This is a genomic window from Leucobacter sp. cx-42 (genome assembly GCF_014529985.1).
GTDB lineage: Bacteria > Actinomycetota > Actinomycetes > Actinomycetales > Microbacteriaceae > Leucobacter.
Window position 1 is genome coordinate 12943 of the sequence record NZ_JACVMU010000003.1, and the last position, 16724, is coordinate 29666.

Below are 16724 nucleotides of genomic sequence, written 5' to 3' on the forward strand. Positions count from 1 at the left end.
TGGGTTAGAGCGTGATTCCCGCCATTGCCTTCTTGCCGCGACGCAGCACCGCGAACTTGCCGTGGAGCAGGTCGCCAGCTTCGAGCACGCGGTCGTCAGCCTCTACCGCAACGTTGTTGATGTAGACGCCGCCCTGCGCGATCGCACGACGTGCTTCGCCGAGGCTCTTCACAAGGTTTGCGTCGACGAGCAACTGCGCAACGCTTGCACCGAGCTCGCCCGCTGCCTGGGGCAGCTCTGAGATTGCGCCGCTGAGCGACATCTCGTCGAGGGTTGCGAGGTCGCCCTGGCCGAAGAGTGCAGCCGAAGCATCGATTGCGCCCTGCGCTGCAGCACGACCGTGCACGAGGCTGGTGACCTCGAGCGCGAGGCGCTTCTGCGCTGCGCGACGGAACGGCTCTTCCTCAACCTGGCGAGCGTAGTCCTCGATCTCTGCACGTGACAGGAAGGTGAAGACCTTCAAACGATCGATGACGTCAGCATCTGCCTGGTTGAGCCAGAACTGGTAGAACGCGTACGGCGAGCACATCTCGGGGTTGAGCCAGATGGCGTTGCCCTCACTCTTGCCGAACTTGGTGCCGTCAGCATTGGTGATGAGCGGGGTGCCGATCGCGTGCACCGAGGTGCCCTCAGCCTTACGGATGAGCTCGGTACCACTCGTGAGGTTGCCCCACTGGTCGCTGCCACCTGACTGCAGCATGCAACCGTACTGGCGGTGGAGCTCGAGGAAGTCGAGACCCTGGAGGATCTGGTAGCTGAACTCCGTGTAGCTAATTCCCTCGTCGGAATCGAGGCGCTTCGCAACGATGTCCTTCTTGATCATCGTGCCGACACGGAAGTACTTGCCAATCTCGCGCAGGAAGTCGATCGCCGACAGCGGCGCGGTCCAGTCGAGGTTGTTCACGAGGCGTGCAGCGTTGTCGCCTTCGAAGCTGAGGTAACGCGACACCTGCTCACCGAGCGAGCTCACCCACTCGGCGACAGTCTCGCGCGAGTTGAGCGTGCGCTCTGCGGTGGGGCGCGGATCGCCAATCAGACCCGTCGAGCCGCCGACGAGGCCGAGGGGCAGGTGGCCCTTCAGCTGCAGGCGACGCATCAGCAGGAGCTGCACAAGGTGGCCGAGGTGCAAGCTCGAAGCTGTCGGGTCGAAGCCGCAGTAATACGAGAACGGCGTACCTTCGATCAGCTCAGAGAGTGCCTCAGCGTCGGTGGATACGTGGATAAGACCACGCCACTCAAGCTCAGCCCACAGGGTGGGGAAGCTCGCATCGTTACTCTGGGCGGACATCATTTCTGCGCGTTCATCTACTACAGACACGCTAGATATCGTACCGTGTGCCGCGCGACCCTGCGCGAGGTTCCACAGGTTTCATTCGGAAATTGGTGGTGTCTCAGCCTCGGCTTTTGCTCGTTCCGCTTGCTCACGCTTTTTGATGCCTCGCGCGTCCCAAACGCCCGCCACCCAATACCAAGCAAAGCCGAGCGTAAGGATCAGCCAGCTCAGCCAGACCTGGCCAAAATAGTTGCGCCAACCTCCTGACCCGAACCACTGCTTCAGAACGCCGACTACCAGCACCATCACAGCCATGATCACAGCCTGAAATGCCGCCCGGAGCCATATCTCCCTCGGGTTGTCCCAGTTGGGCGGAGTCCACATCAGTGACCAGAACCTACGCATGCCGTACCTCGCTTCCGTTCGGCGGAGCTGTCCCGGCGCTCCGCACCATACGAAAAACTTGTCATTCGAGGGGCAGCCCGTCCACCGTTGAGCTGCACAGCGCGCCAGTTCTTGTCATTCGGTATTCGCGATCCGCCCGCTATTGATCACCGCTAAACGACAGAACCCCCAACCGCCGAAGCAGTTGGGGGCTCTGTGAGCAACGCTTACCGGCACGGGCCGGCGGCGCGAAGCGGAACTTACGCGCGGAACTCCGCGATCCGCTCGGCTAGGCGAGCCAGCTGATCGTCGACGCGCACGCGTGCGGTGCCGCCTGCACCGATGCGCGAGTTGACCGAGCCCTCGATGGTGAGGACGTCGCGAACGCCGGGGGTCAGGTGCTCCGAGACGGTAAGCAGCTCTTCGTCGGAAGGCTCGTGCAGTTCGAGGCCACGCTCCTCACAGTAACGAACGAGCTCGCCCGAGATCTCGTGAGCATCACGGAAGATCACACCCTGCTTCACGAGCCACTCAGCAACGTCGGTCGCGAGCGAGAAGCCCTGCGGTGCGAGGGCTGCCATGCGCTCAGTGTCGAAGCTCATGGTGGCAACCATACCGGTGAATGCGGGCAGGAGCACCTCGAGCTGCGAGATCGAGTCGAAGACGGGCTCCTTGTCCTCCTGCAGGTCGCGGTTGTACGCGAGGGGCATGCCCTTGAGCGTTGCGAGCAGGCCGGTGAGGTTGCCGATGAGGCGACCCGACTTGCCACGAGCGAGCTCGGCGATGTCGGGGTTCTTCTTCTGCGGCATGATGCTGGAACCGGTCGAGTAGCCGTCGTGCAGGCGCACGAAGCCGAACTCCTTGGTGTTCCAGATGATGATCTCTTCGCTCAAACGCGAGAGGTCGATACCGATCTGGGCGCAGATGAATGCGAACTCTGCAACGACGTCGCGGGCCGCGGTGCCATCGATCGAGTTTTCCAGTGGATCACCAAGACCGAGTTCAGCCGCAACGAGGCGGGGATCAAGGCCGAGCGAGCTACCAGCGAGTGCGCCGCCGCCGTACGGCGAGAAGCGCGCGCGCTTTGCCCAGTCACGCAGGCGTTCGAGATCGCGAACGATCGGCCATGCGTGTGCACCAAGCTGGTGTGCGAGCAGCACGGGCTGCGCATGCTGGAGGTGCGTGCGGCCCGGAAGAATTGCCTCGGGGTGAGCCTTTGCCTGGCCCTCGATTGCGACGAGGAGGTCAACAAGCAGCTCGCTGATCACTGCTGCGTGATCGAGCAGGAACATGCGAACGAGCGTCGCAATCTGGTCGTTGCGGCTACGGCCTGCGCGAAGCTTGCCTCCGAGCTGTACGCCGGTGATCTCGATGAGGAGACGCTCGAGTGCCGAGTGCACATCTTCGTCTTCCTCAGCAGCAACAGCACGGCCGTCAGCTACGCGAGCCGACAGCTCGTCGAGTGCCGCGCGCATGTCAACGAGCTCCTGCTCGCTGAGGTAGCCGGCAGCAGCAAGCGCCGTAGCGTGTGCCTTCGAGCCGCGGATGTCATACTGCGCCAGCACCCAGTCGAACTGGGTGGACTTGCTCAAGAGCTGCAGCTCGGGCGACGGACCGCTCGCGAAGCGGCCGCCCCACAGGGCGCCAGCCTCTGCCGCGCGGTTACCAGTTTCGGAGTTCTCAGTTGCCTCAGTCACGTGACCAGCCTATCTGTTGGAAAGTAATGATCCGCGCCCCGGATATCAATAGGAGCGCGGATCAATAAGAAATCTTGGAATTCAGCCTGTGAGCTACGCTGCCTGCGACTTCGCGAGGAGCCACACCATAAGCGCCTTCTGCGCGTGAATGCGGTTCTCTGCTTCGTCCCAGACGACACTCTGCGGACCGTCGATCACCTCGGGTGCCACCTCATACTCGCGGTATGCGGGAAGGCAGTGCATGAAGATCGCGTCGCTCTTGGCCTGCGCCATCAGCTCACCCGTCACGCGGTAGTCGCCGAACGTCGCAACGCGCTCACCCTTTTCAGATTCCTGGCCCATCGAGACCCAGGTATCAGTGATCACCACATCGACACCCTGCACGGAAGCCGCTGCGTCGGTGAAAATTTCCACACTGCCACCGGTCGTTGCCGCGATCCGCTTGGCATCTTCCACGATGTCTTCGCGAGGCTGGTAGCCCTCAGGGCATGCCACACGGATGTTCATGCCTGCGGTCGCGAAACCGAGCAGGTACGAGTGCCCCATGTTGTTTGCCGCGTCACCAAGGTAGGTCGCGGTCAATCCACGCAGCTCGCCCTTTTGCTCGCGAATCGTCTGCAGGTCAGCAAGAATCTGGCACGGATGGAAATCATCAGTGAGCGCGTTGATCACGGGTACGGTTGCGTGCTCTGCCATCTCTACGACGTTGGCCTGCGCAAACGTACGCCACACGATGGTTTCCACCATGCGCGACATGACCTTCGAGGTGTCCTCGATGGATTCCTTGCCGCCGAGCTGCGACGACTGCGAATCCATCAGCAGTGGGTAACCACCCATGTCGGAGACACCCACCGCAAAGCTAATGCGGGTACGGGTCGAAGTCTTGTCAAAGATGACAGCAACGGTCTTGCCATGTTCAAGCGGACGCTCTGCAAATCGGTCACGCTTCAGACGTGCAGCGAGGTCAAGAACCTCGAGCTGCTCTGCATGGGTCAGGTCGTCATCACGAAGCATGTGTCGAATCATGCGCTTCAGTTTATCGGATTACAGTGACCTTCCAGTGCGAGGCGACGATCCACACCCCGGCATGGCAAAGTTATAGGCGTGACTACGCCAGCTATTCCCGCGCTCATTGCTTTCGATCTTGACGATACGCTCGCACCTTCGAAGTCTCCGGTCGAGCCAGAAATGCTCGACGTCTTCGCGCGACTCCTCGAACGCACCTCGGTTGCCGTCATTTCCGGCGGCAACTTTGAGCAGTTCGAAATGCAGTTGGTGGATCGCCTCACCGCATTCTCGGGAACCTCCGAAGCCGCACTCGAACGCCTACACCTGCTGCCCACCTGCGGCACCCGCTACGAGCGTCGCGTCGACGGCGCATGGACCAACGTGTACCGCGAAAACCTCTCCACTGAGGAACGCGATGCCGCGTTCACCGCGCTGCGAGAGGAGGCCGAGCGGCTCGGATACTGGGAGCCTAAGACCTGGGGTGAAATTCTCGAGGATCGCGGATCGCAGGTCACCTTCTCAGCCCTCGGCCAGCAAGCTCCCGTTGCCGCAAAGCAGGCATGGGATCCCACGGGCGAGAAAAAAAACACTCTCCGTGCCGCAGTTGCCGCCCGCCTCCCCCAGCTCGAGGTGCGCAGCGGTGGATCCACCTCCGTCGACATCACTCGCGCCGGCATCGACAAGGCCTACGGCATGCGCAAGCTTGCCGAACAGACTGGCATCTCACTCGAAGACATGGTGTTCGTCGGTGATCGCCTCGACCCGGACGGGAACGACTACCCGGTACTCGCAATGGGCGTCGCGTGCGAGGCTGTCGAAAGCTGGGAAGACACCGTTGCCTTGCTCGAACGGATGCTCGCTGCGTAGTTTCTGGCTCTCGGGCTCAGGTGCTGGCTCAGGCTCAAGCTCAGCTAGCTTTTCACCTTCATCTGGAAATCGACCGTCGTCAGCATGGATTCTTGTAATTTCGTGCTGACCACGGTCGATTTCTCGGTGTAGGTAAGTAATCTCACGATCCGCATGAAGCCGCACGCAAACAGCCCTGGGCGGGGGTGAGCGCAAGCTCACCCCCGGCAGCCACATTGGCTTCCCTCAGCCCACTCGATGCCGCTTCATACCCGCTGCCGCAGTTGAGCTTGCGACCAACTTTGCCATTTGCCTTTGGCTCCACTCACTTGCCGGAGATATGTAATCTGCCATCAATATGTTGTTTGCGGGTATTTTTGTCATTTCTTCGGCAGATCGCATATTGAAGGCGCGAAGCAGAGACGACCGAGCACGAGCGGAAACGCAAAGAACCCCCGGCCGCGGGTCGGGGGTTCTTTGCTCTGCGTGAGCTTCGCTGCCTGAGCAGCTCTGGACTTACGCGGTGAGGTTGAGTGCAGCTGCGGTGCGAGCGAGCGATGCGGCTGCTGCGTCTGCGTCTGCGTTGAGGTCTTCGCCGATCGAGGGGATCTGCTTCTTGAACTGTGCCTTCCAGCTCTGCTGGTACTGCTCAGGGAAGCACTTCTCGAGGACACCGAGCATTGCGCTGACGGCGGTCGAAGCGCCAGGCGATGCACCGAGGAGACCCGAGATCGAGCCTTCGCCACCGGTGATGACCTCGGTACCGAACTGAAGAATACCGCCCTTGACGGGGTCCTTCTTCATGACCTGTACGCGCTGGCCTGCGGTGATCATTTCCCAGTCCGCGGTACGTGCGGTGGGCATGTACTCACGGAGGGTCTTCATCTGCTTCTCACGGCTCGCGAGGAGCTCGGTGAGGAGGTACTTCTCGAGCGACCACTGGGTCAGGCCTACCTTGATCATCGGGCCCAGGTTGTGCAGGCGGATCGAACCGGGGAGGTCCCACCACGAGCCCTTCTTCAGGAAGTTGGGGCTGAAGCCTGCGTACGGGCCGAAGAGCAAGCTCTCTTCACCGTCGATGATGCGGGTGTCGAGGTGCGGAACCGACATCGGCGGAGCGCCGACGGCTGCCTTGCCGTACACCTTTGCATTGTGGTGCTTGACGATCTCAGGGTTCGAGGTCTTGAGGAACTTGCCCGAGATGGGGAAGCCGCCGAAGCCCTTGATCTCGGGGATACCCGAAGACTGGAGGAGCTGGAGTGCGCCACCGCCACCGCCAACGAACACGAAGCGTGCGTTGGTGATGGTGCGGCCGTGGCCGTTGAGGTTGCGGGCGAATACGTCCCAGGTACCGTCCTTGCGGCGCTTCAGCTTGCGCACGCGGTGACCCATGTGCATTGCTGCACCGTTCTCAACGAGCTTGTCGAAGAGCTGACGGGTGACCGAACCGAAGTCGACGTCGGTACCACTGACCGAACGGGTCGCTGCGATCGCTTCGCTCTTGTCGCGGCGGTCGATGAGGAGCGGCGCCCACTCAGCGACTACAGCGGGGTCATCGCTGAACTCGATGTTCGAGAAGAGCGGCTGAGTCTTCAGCAGCTCGTAACGACGACGAAGGTAATCAACGTTCTCTTCTCCACGCACGAAAGTCATGTGCGGAGTGGGGTTGATGAAGCTCGTCGGCTCGCCAAGGGTGCCCTGCTCAACAAGCGAGGACCACCACTCACGAGACAGCTGGAACTGCTCATTGATGTCGATCGCCTTGTCGGCGGAAAGCTCGCCGTTCTTGCCCTCGGGCATGTAGTTGAGCTCGCAAAGCGCAGCGTGACCAGTGCCCGCGTTGTTCCACGCGTTCGTGCTCTCCGTTGCGACCTGGTTGCGAGACTCGAAAATCTCAATGCTCCAGTCGGGCTGAACCTGCTTGATCAGGGTGCCGAGCGTAGCGCTCATTACACCGCCGCCAATGAGGACGACATCTACCGTGTTCTTACTCACAATGTGATTCTACCCCTAGCTCGCAAGTCGTCGCGCCTCTGCCAGATTTCCGGCACTCGCATCGATGATTCTCGTGTAGCCCAATCGGCTTGCCTCGTTGGTACGTTGCGTCCCAGAAGTGACGGGGCGGATCTCGCCTGCGAGACTCAATTCCCCGAACGCCGCGAGCTCGTGGGACAGCGGTGTGTCTGTCGCCGCGGAGACAATTGCGAGCGCAATGGCCAGGTCTGCCGCTGGTTCTACAAGCCTTACGCCGCCGACAGTCGAGACGTACACGTCTTGATCATGCAACCGGACACCTGCTCGACGCTCGAGCACCGCAAGGATCATCGCAACACGTGACGGATCGACCCCACTCGTAACGCGTCGCGGGTTGGGCGTCGCGCTCTTGGCGACGAGCGCCTGAATCTCTGCTGGGAGCGCGCGACGCCCTTCCATCGAGACTGTTGTGCAGGTGCCACTCACCGGCCCCGAACTCTGACTGAGGAACAGTCCGCTTGGGTCTGCAACCTCGCGAATGCCGTCGCCTGCCATCTCAAAGCAGCCGACCTCGTCGGTTGGGCCGAATCGGTTCTTTAGGGTTCGCAGGAATCGCAGCGAAGTGTTGGCGTCACCTTCGAAGTGGCAAACAACATCAACAAGGTGCTCCAGCAATCGCGGGCCAGCAATACTGCCGTCCTTCGTGACGTGGCCAACGAGGAACACGGGGATTCCCCGGTCCTTGGCTACCCGGATAAGCGCAGCGGCCACCTCACGCACCTGTGAGGTGCCACCGGCGATGCCGTCGATCTGGTCACTCACGAGTGTCTGTACGGAGTCGACCACGAGGAACGCAGGCTGCACCTCATCGATGTGCCCCAAGACCGTCGAGAGGTCAGTCTCACTTGCGAGGTAGAGCGTCTCTTCGAGCGCACCCGTACGCTCCGCGCGCATGCGGATCTGACCCGTCGACTCTTCACCACTCGCGTAGAGCACCTTCGCACCAAGGCTTGCGATGCGCGCGGCCACGTCAAGCAACAGCGTTGACTTGCCAACTCCCGGCTCACCAGAAAAGAGCACAGCTGCACCAGGCACAATGCCTCCGCCAAGCACGCGGTCGAGTTCACCGATGGTTGTTGGGCGGTGCGCAACGCTCGTTGAGTCGAGCTGAGTAATCGGCAGCGCACGGCGCGAATCACTGGGTCGGGTAACACGAGTGGTCTTGGCAAGCGAGGCTCCGGTGCCACCACGCTCTTCTACGGTGTTCCACTGCTGGCACTCACCACAGCGGCCGACCCACTTAGTGGTCTGCCACCCACACTCCGTGCATGCGTACGCCGCGCTTGTTTTTGCCATGTTTTGAGCGTAGCTGGGACCACTGACATTTGAACTGAGCGTGACCCGTTGCGGATTTTTTGAAGAAATATCGCTCTCGATTCGCGTCGCGGCGCAAACATCCCCTAGAGTCGTTCTTGGTGACGTGTCCGAGCGGCCGAAGGTGCAACACTCGAAATGTTGTGTGTAGTGACCCTGCACCGCGGGTTCAAATCCCGCCGTCACCGCCACTAAAAATCCCCGTCTCCTGGGTTTCCAGTTGAGACGGGGATTTTCTTTGCCCGAACTACGGTTGCAGCGATCGGGCGTATGGCGGACGGCTACAGAACTACGGACTCGCGATGGTTGTCATTACGACAAGATCGCCCAGCACCCGTTAGCCAAGTTTTGGTCTGCCACGACCAAATACAACAAGACATACGAGCCCGATCTGAACAACAAGAACGCCACATACGATCAACCCTGTTCCGCATATTGGCAGCCAAGTAATCTGTTCAACGCTGACGATCAGGGGCTCTCTTCCGGAGTAGTCAAACCAAAGTTTTTCGCGGGGCAACAGCAGGAGCACGAAACCACCTACTGCCATGCAGAGGCCAAGCGCCGCGAGACCCAACCATCTCAACATCTGTTTGTCCGGAGGAAGCGTCACAGTCACCTCTATGTCATTCCCAGAAATCAGTGCTGGCTCTTCCATTAGTTGACTTTGCATTTAAAAAGCTCAGGCGAAGGACTGAACGCGCGTTTAGTTGGAGAGGTCGAGACTTTCGTATGTTTCGTTCGGGCTCCCACGGTGTAGCGTTTCCACTTTTCGACTCTGTATGTGTAAAAATCGCCGACCGCGTACACGTTGTAATGAATGTCCGCCTTGTTCGTTTTATAGGTTTGACTTGTACACGAGACAGAGACATTAACTTGGGAACCGCTCTCAACTCCTAGACGAGCGGCTACCGCACCACGCGAGATTCCCGCCTCAGTTTGAATAGTTCGATACGCAGAAAGCCCCCGCTTCACTGAGCAGCTTCCGGCCCCAATACCGATAATGCATCCACCAATGCGCTGATCATAATTGGGTTGTGCTCGCTGGCGCCTAATGTCTATGACCTTGTAATAGAAATGACGAGCACGCACGACGGGGTCCGCGACGACAGGAAGCGCGTCTGGTTGAACACTCGCGATGTCTACCAGCTGAAAGACCTTTTCCCCTTCGAACTCGAATCTCGTCGGCACCGACTGTCCCAAAGCGTCAAAAGCCCACGGGGGATCTATGCTCGCTGTTTCATTGTCTTCGGCGTCGAGCACCAAGAACCCTCCATCGTCCTGAGGAACAATTCGACCGCCGTTCCCTGATGAGAAGCCGTATTCGAGCCGGCTGGGAGCATCCGCGGATTCCATAACTGCCAAGACTCGCAGGTCCCCACTTTCCATTATTTGAGGGATGAAGACCACATCATCTTCATTTTCAATCTGGGCAATCCCCGAACTGGAGGAAATCTGGCTTTGGTCTGTGACAGGTAGCGCGACCCGCACTTCCGAACCTTCTTCGTTCCGCATAACTATGTCTTCAAGTGGGTCGCTCGAAATCTCAATTTCTACACCGTCAAAGTTCTCAACGAACATCCCTGGTGTTTCATCGTGGTTGAGCTCAATTACGCCTTCCAAAAGCCCAACACCTTCAGGGTCAACAGAGGTCTCAAGGATGTCAGCGATATCAGCCTTTCCAGATTCAGCCGCTTCTGTGCCACGCATGTGCGATTCGGCTCTGCCTTCGTCCAAGTCCTGGCCGTGTCGAGGTTCATCCACCGCCAAGGGCAGGAAGCGACTCAAGGCGCTCACAATTCCAACTGATACCAGGGGTCTACAACGTATAAGATTCATCAGTTCCTTTCTTACCCCCAGTTAAAGAGGCTATTCGGAGCGTTGAACGCCAGGTGAAATTGCATCAAAGTGCCGCGATCTGACGAAGGATGACCAAAGCTCTGAAAAGTCGGCCGCCGTCACCGCCACTAAAAATCCCCGTCTCCTGGGTTTCCAGTTGAGACGGGGATTTTTCTTTGCCCGAAACGGCAATAAACCCTCTGCCCGGCTGGCGGGCACCAATTGGGCACCCAGCCAGCCAACCAGCCGCAAGGGTGTTAGTACGTCGTAGCGTATGCGTCGTAGCGCGCCTCGGGGGTCAACGCCTCAACGCGTGCAATCTCCGCACGCTTCACGAGCAAGAAGGTATCGACGAAGTCCTTCGCGAACCAACTGCGCACGGTTTCGCTCTGCTCGAACTCGACGAGTGCATCTTCGAGCGTGACGGGAAGCGGGCGGATCCCGTATTCCTCGCGCTGCTCAGCCGTGAAGTCGCTCGACTCGCCACTCACGATCGTGGGCGAAGCGAGGCCTTCACGAATGCCTTCAAGACCGGCGCGGATGATGCAGCCGAGCACGAGCCAGGGGTTCGAGGTCGCATCGGCCGCGCGGTACTCAAGGTTGTACTGCTTCTGGTGGTTTGCACCGGGGAGGTCGAACAGCGGGCAGATACGCAGCAGCGCCTCGCGGTTGTTTTCGCCGAGGAAGACGCCGCCTGCGCTCCACCGGTTAGGCGCGAGGCGCTCGTATGAGAGCGGAGCTGAGGCAGCGATTGCCTGGTACTGCTCGGCGTACTTGAGAATGCCAGCGGCGAACGACCCTGCAATCTCCGAGAGACCACCGGGACGGGTGTGATCGTAGGTCACGAAGCGCTCTTCTTCGTCGCGCAGGCTGACGTGTACGTGCACGCCGTTGCCGCCACCGTTCTCTTCGATGATGGGTGAGAAGGTGATCGATTTGCCGAGCGAGCTTGCCACATGTCGGGTGATCTCGCGCAGGTAGACCGCACGGTCGGCGGCGACGAGTGCGTTCGCGGGTGCGATCGTGATCTCAAACTGGTTGCGACCGAATTCGGGAAGCCACATTTCGGGCTCGAGACCAGCATCAAACAGTGCAGCAACCAGGCGTCCGCCGAGCTCCTCTTCTTCGAGGTACGACTCGAGCGAGAACGGGGTGTTGACGGGGCTGCCGTTGTCATCACGGAGCATGAACTCATGCTCGAAGGAAGACACAACGCTTAGGCCGGTCTCGTTCTTGAGGTCTGCGATGGCGCGCTTCAGGAAGGTGCGCGGATCACACTCCCAGGGCTTGCCCTCAATCGTGTGGATGTCAGCAAGCACCATGGTGGTCTGCTCGCCGTGCTCGCCGAGCGCGACCGTGGCGATGCTCGAGACATCAGGCATGAGGCGCAGGTCACCGACCGAGCCGAAGGGGTTCGGAGTAACGATGCTGCCGAATGCGTCGATTGCGAGGTTGGCAGGGACCCAACCGCAACCGGTGCCGAGGTACTTCTGCAGGTCTTGCTGAGGGAAGGCTCGGCCACGCGCCTTTGCGGCCAGGTCTGCGGTCAGAATGATTCCGAGTGGTTCTTTTCGCACTGTGATTCCTTCGTTGTATTTCTCGTGCCGTGGATCGCTACGTTGCTGATGATCCGCGAACTTCTGTGTGGGTCTTGTGGGGTTCACGATCCGGCCGGCCACACTCATTGTGGCCTGCGGGACGGAAAATCTGATGTTGATGTCGCCGGGTTACCCCAGCTGGGTTACTCCCAGGAGTCGAACGCCTGGATTCTGCCGAGCGGTTCTGAACCGAGCGCACCGACGACAGCGGCGATGAGCATCTCGGTGAGTGCGAGTGAGGGAACCAGAGAGTCAAATGGGCTCGGCGCCTCCACCGATGCGGAAAGCAGGAAGTCTGCGTGCTTTGCTGCCGGTGAGAGCCAAGGGTCAGTGATGAGCACGGTCTTCACACGGCTTTCTTTGGCCCGCGCGAAGAACTCGATCGTGTTGCTCTGGTACCTGCGGAAGTCGAAGCCGACCAGCACGTCTCTCGGCCCGAAGTCGAGCAGCGCAAGGGACTTGTCTGACTCACCGCGCCCGACGAAGTGGACGTCAGGCCGCAGCATCCGCAAGTGCATGGTGAGGTACTCCGCGAGCATGCTGCTGTAGCGTCCACCGACCGTCCAAATTCTTACTTTCGGATTTGCCAGCAGCGCGACAACCTCGTCGAACTCGGTATCGGGGACCTCTGCGAACGTGTCAGAGAGCTCCTGCGTAAAGACGCTGTTTGCTTGTGCGAGCAAATGATCGTCTGTACGCGTGGTGCTGCTCTTCGCCTCATACATGTCCATCGGCGATGCGTTGCGCTGTGAGATTTCCTCGCGCAGCTGCTCCTGCATTTGGGTGTACGAGTGCAGGCCGATCCGCGACAGCATACGGAGCACCGAGGGAGCGCTCACGCTCGCCCGCTCCGCGAGTTTGGCTACCGGTTCAAGCCCGGCGACGGGGTAATCCGCAATCAGGGCACGCGCGACCTTCTTCTCTGAAGGACTCATCGCGTCGAGGTTCTTTTTCAGAATCCCGGCGAGCGTCTGACTATCGGAGGTGTGAGTTTCCATTGCCTTCCTTTCACCAACCGAGGAATGGTGCGATATCCGCATCAGTGACGAGGCCAGCTCGCACGTCTGCGATCGCACGGGTAAGGGTCTCAACCGCGCGTTCGGCATCCCGCGCGCTGAGGTTTAACGGCGGCGTCAGCTCGATCACGTTGCCGCGCACGAGGTAGCAGACGACCCCCAGCTGCCACATGCGGAAGATCACGCGGCGCGTGAGTTCAGCTGCAGCAGGGAGATCTTCGGGGGTGCGCGGATCAATGAGTTCGATACCGAGGCTCAGGCCGAGGCCACGAATCTCAAGAATTTCCGGACGCTGCTGCTGTGCCTCGCGGATCAAGGCGCGGAACTGCTCACCGCGCTCCTGAGCGTTCGTCGCAAGCCCCTCCGCCTCAATCACGTTCAGCACAGCGAGGCCAGCCGCAGCAGAGATCGAGTTGCCAGCCGTGGTCAGGAGCGTGCTCGCCGGCGCAACGTCGAGCGCCCACGCGGGGCCGGTGACCGCCGACAGCGGCAAGCCGCCACCAAGCGATTTCCCAAAGGTCACCAGGTCGGGAATGACTCCCTCGTGCGAGAAGCCGTGCCACTTTCCGGTGCGACCAAGACCAATCTTTACTTCGTCGCAGATCAGCAGGGCGCCAGCGGCCTTGGCACGCTCAGCAACTCCCGCGAGGAACCCTGCCGGTGGCACCAGTACTCCGCCATCTGACTGCATCGGTTCGACGATGACCGCAGCGATGCTGCCGTCAGCCAGCGCGCGGTCGAGCGCGGACAGCACGGTGTCGCGCGTCTGTGCGTCGCGATCCGCCTCCCCCGTCGCAACGGGGAACTCGAGCAGGCGCGTGCCCTCCGCTGCGGGAAGACCGTCAGCAATGAAGACGCCGCTCACCTGCTGCGCGGCGCCGAATCCGCCGTGGTATCCACCGGCGAAGGCGACAACGCCGGAGCGGCCAGTCGCGGCACGTGCCGCTGCAAGCGCCGCGGAGTTCGCATCGGTGCCGGAATGCCCGAGAATCACGCGCTGGTCCGCGGGAACCGCTGCGGGCACAATGCTCAGGAGCTTTTCCGCGAGCGCAGTCGCCGCGGGACTCATCGCCGAGAGCACACTCGCACTCCCGCCAGCCGCCGCAGCATCCTGCACAGCCGCAACCACCCGCGGATGCGCATGGCCAACGCCGTTTGCGCCCCAGGCTGCCGAAAGGTCGAGCAGCGTGCGGCCGGTGTGATCGGTGACCTCACTGCCGTTCGCCGAGACGATACTCAGCGGGAAGAAGCGCAGCTTCTGATTTGCCCCGATGAGCTTCGCATCGCGCGCTGGCAGCTCAGCCTGGCCGAGCCCGGTTGCGATACTCATTGCGTGCTCTCATCCAGCAGATCGCACGCTCCAAGGTACGCGGCGACCAACGCGAGTGCGACGCGGCGAACCGCATCAGCATCGGGCAGGAAGTTCGCACTGTGCAGGCTCGGCTGCGACTGCACGCCCTCGGTCTCCACGCCGACAAACGCCATGACGCCAGGCAACCGCTCAGAGTAGAACGAGAAGTCGTCTGCACCGCACGAGCGCATCGGCTCGCTCACCTGCATGCCTGCTTCGATCAGGCGGCGATCCACATAGTCGACGAAGTCAGGGTCGTTTTCCAGTACTGGCTCACCGGTCGTGATGTTCACGGTCGCAGTGACACCGAATGCGCGTGCCTGCGATTCGACATATTCGCGGATCGCCTCGTGCACGCGAGGCCGCTCCTCACGGTTCATCGTCCGCAGGGTTGCGGCGAAGCGGCCGCTCTCAGGGATGACGTTCGCAGCGTCGCCGGCTTCGAACAGGCCGACGGTCAGCAGGGCCGGGTGCATCGGCGAGCAGACGCGTCGAAGCACTTCATTCAGGCCCGTCACGATGTGGGCGAGCACGGGAATCGGGTTTGCTGCCTCATGGGGGTACGCACCGTGACCACCGCGACCGGTCACCACGACGGCGACCTCGTCTGCGGCCGCGTTCGTCGGGCCCTTGCCGGTCGCAACCGAGCCAACCGGGATGCGGGGATGCACGTGTGCGGCGATGACGGCCTGCACGTTCAAGCGCTCAAGCGCGCCATCGTTCACGATATCGAGTGCACCCGAGGGGTACGCCTCTTCACGCGGCTGCAGGAACGGCACGAGTCCGTAGGGCAGATCACACTCCGCAGCCGCCTGCGCCACAGCGATCAACGCTGCCTGGTGCACGTCGTGACCGCACGCGTGCATCGCACCGTTCGTCGAGGCGAACGCGGCACCGGTTGCCTCGGTCACGGGCAATGCATCGAGTTCTGAGCGGATCGCAATCGCGGGGCGAGCTGCTGGACCGATCAGCCCGATCCGGCCTGCGTCAGCAATGCGCTCCATGGGCACGGGCATGCGCTCTGCAATCCAAGCTGCGGCGGGTTCTTCCCCACCGGAGATGCGGGGTGCGCGGTGCAGCTCCTCGCGGTATTCGGTGGCTACCGCGACCTTTTCGAGCGTGCGAGCAATGAGATCGCGTGCAAGGTCGTCGCGGTTCGGGGTGCTGTTGGTCATGCGGAAACTCCAGGGGCAATGAAGCGCGGCGTCTCAGAGAGCTCGTACGCGCGAACGGCGTTGTCGTTGCAGATGCGACGAATGAGCTTTTCGCCGTCTGCGACGCTCCATTCATCGTCGTCAATCCAGCCGTTCACCACCCGCAGCAGCCCCTGCTTAAAGAGGTGCGAGCCCAAGAAGTACAGCTCGGGAAGGCCCCAAGCGTCCGACGAGAAGAGCGCCTTATCCATCGGCGTCAGCTCAAGAGATTCGGCAATAATCTGCGACGAACGCGCGCCAACGTAGTTAATTGCGAGTCCCACGTCGCAGTACACGTGCGGGAATACGTGCGCCAGGAAGCCAGCATTCCGGTGGAACGGGTAGCAGTGGAGCAACGTCACACGTGCGCCACTCGTGCGCGTCTTGCGCAGCCACTCAGTGAGGAGCAGCGGGTCGCAGCGGTGCAGATCGACATCATCATCGCCGAAGCCAATGTGGAACTGGATTGCACACCGCTCGTCGACCGCGGTCCAGATACCGAAGCGAATCAGTACGGCGTCAGCAATCCTGATCGGGGCTCCCGCTTCAATCTCAGCGAACCATGCCGCTGCAGCAAGCTCCACCTCACGATCGCTCGGACGCTCGGGATCAAAGTCGAGGCCGATGCGGTATGCGGCGATCGACTTCACGCCCACTGCGGTACGCAGTTGCTCACGCAGCATTTCACGGAAGCGATCCGCAAACTCAGCAGGGGCTGGCTGCGACTCTGCGATCTGTTCGGCAAGGCGCTCGAGACGAATGATCTGGTCTGCGGTCGCTCCCGACCGATCCGCCATGCCCTGCGGGGAAAGGATCGTGTCGCCACGGTGACCGGTCTCAATGAGGTAGCGATCAATTCCCGAAGCTTTGAGCAGAAGATCGTTGACCTCTGCCGGTGCGAGCTCTGCGCGACGAGCGAGGTACGCCTCAGCGGAAGCGTGGGGCTCGAGGCCGAGAAGCGGCGCGCAATGACGGCGAATCGCGACCCCGAGCTGTGAATCGAACACGGTCGTGCCAGCCGGCGCATCCCAGTTCGACTCGGTAATCATGCTCTCGAATTCCCTGCGGTCCGGAACGTGCTCGATCACACCGTGACAGTGGTGATCAATCAGTTGGACTTCTGCGAACGCTGACACGTCGAGACGTTGAACGGACATCTGGGTTCCTTTTCGAA

14 protein-coding genes and 1 tRNA gene are annotated in these 16724 nt (G+C 61.0%); 2 read left to right on the plus strand and 13 right to left on the minus strand.

Annotated features, from left to right (window positions below):
* Nucleotides 1-4: 4 nt before the first annotated feature.
* The 4 genes from tyrS to argF all read right to left on the minus strand — a co-directional run bounded on the left by tyrS (nucleotide 5) and on the right by argF (nucleotide 4380).
* Nucleotides 5-1288 carry a tyrosine--tRNA ligase gene (tyrS, locus tag ICM05_RS03505; RefSeq protein ID WP_188023341.1) on the minus strand — a complete coding sequence of 428 codons (1284 nt, stop codon included), beginning with the start codon at nucleotides 1286-1288 and terminating at the stop codon, nucleotides 5-7.
* 81 nt (nucleotides 1289-1369) lie between these two features.
* Nucleotides 1370-1588, minus strand: a complete 219-nt coding sequence (locus ICM05_RS03510; protein WP_188023208.1) for a hypothetical protein — start codon at nucleotides 1586-1588, stop codon at nucleotides 1370-1372.
* Nucleotides 1589-1917: 329 nt separating this feature from the next.
* Nucleotides 1918-3354, minus strand: a complete 1437-nt coding sequence (argH, locus tag ICM05_RS03515) for an argininosuccinate lyase (RefSeq protein ID WP_188023209.1) — start codon at nucleotides 3352-3354, stop codon at nucleotides 1918-1920.
* A 93-nt stretch (nucleotides 3355-3447) separates the two neighbouring features.
* Nucleotides 3448-4380, minus strand: coding sequence for an ornithine carbamoyltransferase (gene argF / locus ICM05_RS03520; protein ID WP_188023210.1), 933 nt, complete (start codon nucleotides 4378-4380; stop codon nucleotides 3448-3450).
* 78 nt (nucleotides 4381-4458) lie between these two features.
* Here argF and ICM05_RS03525 point away from each other — a divergent pair, with 78 nt between their 5' ends.
* Nucleotides 4459-5229 (plus strand): HAD-IIB family hydrolase, encoded by a 771-nt coding sequence (locus ICM05_RS03525; RefSeq protein ID WP_188023211.1) that lies wholly within the window; start codon nucleotides 4459-4461, stop codon nucleotides 5227-5229.
* A 495-nt stretch (nucleotides 5230-5724) separates the two neighbouring features.
* Here the strand turns inward: ICM05_RS03525 and mqo are convergent, their stop codons facing one another.
* A complete protein-coding gene (gene mqo / locus ICM05_RS03530; protein WP_223160322.1) occupies nucleotides 5725-7158 on the minus strand; it encodes a malate dehydrogenase (quinone) in 1434 nt (477 codons plus the stop codon).
* Nucleotides 7159-7218: 60 nt separating this feature from the next.
* Complete coding sequence (gene radA / locus ICM05_RS03535) at nucleotides 7219-8538, minus strand: DNA repair protein RadA (protein WP_188023213.1); 1320 nt, start codon at nucleotides 8536-8538, stop codon at nucleotides 7219-7221.
* A gap of 118 nt (nucleotides 8539-8656) precedes the next feature.
* Between radA and ICM05_RS03540 the strand changes: the two genes are divergently transcribed.
* Nucleotides 8657-8747, plus strand: a tRNA-Ser gene (locus ICM05_RS03540).
* Nucleotides 8748-8893: 146 nt separating this feature from the next.
* Here ICM05_RS03540 and ICM05_RS03545 read toward each other — a convergent pair.
* The 7 genes from ICM05_RS03545 to ICM05_RS03575 all read right to left on the minus strand — a co-directional run bounded on the left by ICM05_RS03545 (nucleotide 8894) and on the right by ICM05_RS03575 (nucleotide 16707).
* Nucleotides 8894-9211: a hypothetical protein gene (locus ICM05_RS03545; RefSeq protein ID WP_188023214.1), complete on the minus strand. Its 318-nt coding sequence runs from the start codon at nucleotides 9209-9211 to the stop codon at nucleotides 8894-8896.
* Complete coding sequence (locus tag ICM05_RS03550) at nucleotides 9211-10350, minus strand: hypothetical protein (RefSeq protein WP_188023215.1); 1140 nt, start codon at nucleotides 10348-10350, stop codon at nucleotides 9211-9213. Before ICM05_RS03550 ends, ICM05_RS03545 begins: the two co-directional genes overlap by 1 nt.
* Before the next feature lie 299 nt (nucleotides 10351-10649).
* Nucleotides 10650-11969 (minus strand): glutamine synthetase family protein, encoded by a 1320-nt coding sequence (locus tag ICM05_RS03555; protein ID WP_353055811.1) that lies wholly within the window; start codon nucleotides 11967-11969, stop codon nucleotides 10650-10652.
* 164 nt (nucleotides 11970-12133) lie between these two features.
* Nucleotides 12134-12988: a MurR/RpiR family transcriptional regulator gene (locus ICM05_RS03560; RefSeq protein ID WP_188023217.1), complete on the minus strand. Its 855-nt coding sequence runs from the start codon at nucleotides 12986-12988 to the stop codon at nucleotides 12134-12136.
* 10 nt (nucleotides 12989-12998) lie between these two features.
* Complete coding sequence (locus ICM05_RS03565) at nucleotides 12999-14336, minus strand: aspartate aminotransferase family protein (RefSeq protein WP_188023218.1); 1338 nt, start codon at nucleotides 14334-14336, stop codon at nucleotides 12999-13001.
* The gene (locus tag ICM05_RS03570; RefSeq protein ID WP_188023219.1) at nucleotides 14333-15532 is read right to left on the minus strand and encodes a M20 family metallopeptidase; all 1200 of its coding nucleotides are present in this window, start codon (nucleotides 15530-15532) and stop codon (nucleotides 14333-14335) included. The genes ICM05_RS03565 and ICM05_RS03570 overlap by 4 nt, the downstream gene beginning before the upstream one ends.
* On the minus strand, nucleotides 15529-16707 hold the full coding sequence (locus ICM05_RS03575) for an amidohydrolase family protein (protein WP_188023220.1): 1179 nt from the start codon (nucleotides 16705-16707) through the stop codon (nucleotides 15529-15531). The genes ICM05_RS03570 and ICM05_RS03575 overlap by 4 nt, the downstream gene beginning before the upstream one ends.
* Nucleotides 16708-16724 lie beyond the last annotated feature (17 nt).

Excerpts from the sequence above, each read along its gene's own strand:
- tyrS (WP_188023341.1), bottom strand. The coding sequence starts at position 1,288 with ATGTCCGCCCAGAGTAACGATGCGAGCTTCCCCACCCTGTGGGCTGAG.
- ICM05_RS03510 (WP_188023208.1), bottom strand. The coding sequence starts at position 1,588 with ATGGCTGTGATGGTGCTGGTAGTCGGCGTTCTGAAGCAGTGGTTCGGG.
- argF (WP_188023210.1), bottom strand. The coding sequence starts at position 4,380 with ATGATTCGACACATGCTTCGTGATGACGACCTGACCCATGCAGAGCAG.
- mqo (WP_223160322.1), bottom strand. The coding sequence starts at position 7,158 with ATGAGCGCTACGCTCGGCACCCTGATCAAGCAGGTTCAGCCCGACTGG.
- radA (WP_188023213.1), bottom strand. The coding sequence starts at position 8,538 with ATGGCAAAAACAAGCGCGGCGTACGCATGCACGGAGTGTGGGTGGCAG.
- ICM05_RS03545 (WP_188023214.1), bottom strand. The coding sequence starts at position 9,211 with ATGGAAGAGCCAGCACTGATTTCTGGGAATGACATAGAGGTGACTGTG.
- ICM05_RS03560 (WP_188023217.1), bottom strand. The coding sequence starts at position 12,988 with ATGGAAACTCACACCTCCGATAGTCAGACGCTCGCCGGGATTCTGAAA.
- ICM05_RS03565 (WP_188023218.1), bottom strand. The coding sequence starts at position 14,336 with ATGAGTATCGCAACCGGGCTCGGCCAGGCTGAGCTGCCAGCGCGCGAT.
- ICM05_RS03570 (WP_188023219.1), bottom strand. The coding sequence starts at position 15,532 with ATGACCAACAGCACCCCGAACCGCGACGACCTTGCACGCGATCTCATT.
- ICM05_RS03575 (WP_188023220.1), bottom strand. The coding sequence starts at position 16,707 with ATGTCCGTTCAACGTCTCGACGTGTCAGCGTTCGCAGAAGTCCAACTG.